Source organism: Streptomyces albidochromogenes, from assembly GCF_005981925.1.
Classification (GTDB): Bacteria; Actinomycetota; Actinomycetes; order Streptomycetales; family Streptomycetaceae; genus Streptomyces; species Streptomyces albidochromogenes.
The window spans coordinates 1-1,285 of record NZ_VBVX01000624.1 but is presented as its reverse complement, the minus strand read 5'-3'; the positions used below and the strand labels follow the sequence as shown (position 1 = coordinate 1,285).

Genomic DNA, 1,285 nt, shown 5'->3' with positions numbered 1-1,285 from the left:
CCTCCTCGACTGGGCCCTGGCGGGACAGGCCGCCGTCGGCGCGCTGACCCTCGGCCCGGGACTCGCCACACTCACCGCCCTCGGCAACTGGGCGGTCTGGGTCAAGCTGGAACAGATCTGCGTCGCCGCGCAGAGCCCGGCGGGGAACATCGAGCGGTCCGCCGAGGACATGCTGCGCGGCTGCGCCCGCCTGACGCCCGGCCCCGCCCGCGCCGAGTACCGCGCCTGGCTCGCCGCCCGCACCGTCTCCAGCGCCGTCACCGAGCTGCTGGAAGCCGCCCGCGGCGAGGACGCGCTGCTGCGCGGACTGGCCTTCGACGCGCTGCGTGTGGTCGGCGCCCCGGCGGAGTCCGGCGTACGGGCGGCGGCCGACGACAGCTCGCTGCGCCCCTACGCCCTGCTGTGGCTGGCGGAGTACGAGGGCGCCGACCCCGAGGACGCCCACGAGGTCCTCACCCGCGAGGAGTCCACGTGGCTGTGGGTGGACACCGCCGCCGCCGTCGCGGACCACGGCGAGACCCAGCTGCTCGTACGCCACCTGGACGCCGCCGTGCAGTCCACCGTGCCGGCGCTCCTGGAGGAGGTGCAGGCGATCGGCCACCCGCGCACCGTCCAGGTGCTGGTGGCCCTCGCGGCGGCCCACCCGGACCCCGCCCTGGCCAAGGCGGTCCGCCGGGCCGCCTTCCAGGTCCACACGGGCGGCGTGTAGCCCGGCGGCGGCTCGGGGCCGGCGGGAACCCGTCAGGGCCCGGGTCCCGTGGGTCCACGGCCGCCGCCGGCGCCGCGCCCCGCCGGGTCAGCCCCCGATCGACGGGGTGTACGTGCCGAAGCTCCAGATGTTGCCCTCGTGGTCCCGGGCCATGTAGTCCCGGGAGCCGTAGTCCTGGTCGGTCGGCGGCATCAGGATCTCCACGCCGTGCTCCACCGCACGCGCGTGGTGCGCGTCCACCTCGTCGACCACCACGTACACACCCACCGGCCCGCCGTTCGCCATCGCCTGGGCGAAGACCCCCTCCCGGCCGTGCGAGCCCACCATCACCGCTCCGTTGCCGTGCGCCAGCTCGGCGTGCTCGACGTAACCGCCCTCGCTCTCGTAGACAGCCACTTCCCGGAAACCGAAGGCGTCCTTGAGCAGCCGGATGGCGGCCTTGGCGTCCTTGTACAGAACCGTCGGGTAGATGCTCGGTGCAGTGGCCATGCCGATCACCTCGTCCTCTCGTGTCGTCCCGCGGGGCCGGCGCGTGCGTCGCACACGTCGCGTGTGACGTGCCTCTCAGTCTTCTAC

1 protein-coding gene and 1 pseudogene are annotated in these 1,285 nt (G+C 74.5%); one reads left to right on the top strand and one right to left on the bottom strand.

Annotated features, from left to right (window positions below):
- A pseudogene (locus E2E34_RS34390) lies at positions 1 to 709 on the top strand (hypothetical protein); the annotation flags it as partial.
- Positions 710 to 796: 87 nt separating this feature from the next.
- Here the strand turns inward: E2E34_RS34390 and E2E34_RS34385 are convergent.
- Positions 797 to 1,198: a VOC family protein gene (locus E2E34_RS34385; RefSeq protein WP_138905726.1), complete on the bottom strand. Its 402-nt coding sequence runs from the start codon at positions 1,196 to 1,198 to the stop codon at positions 797 to 799.
- Positions 1,199 to 1,285 lie beyond the last annotated feature (87 nt).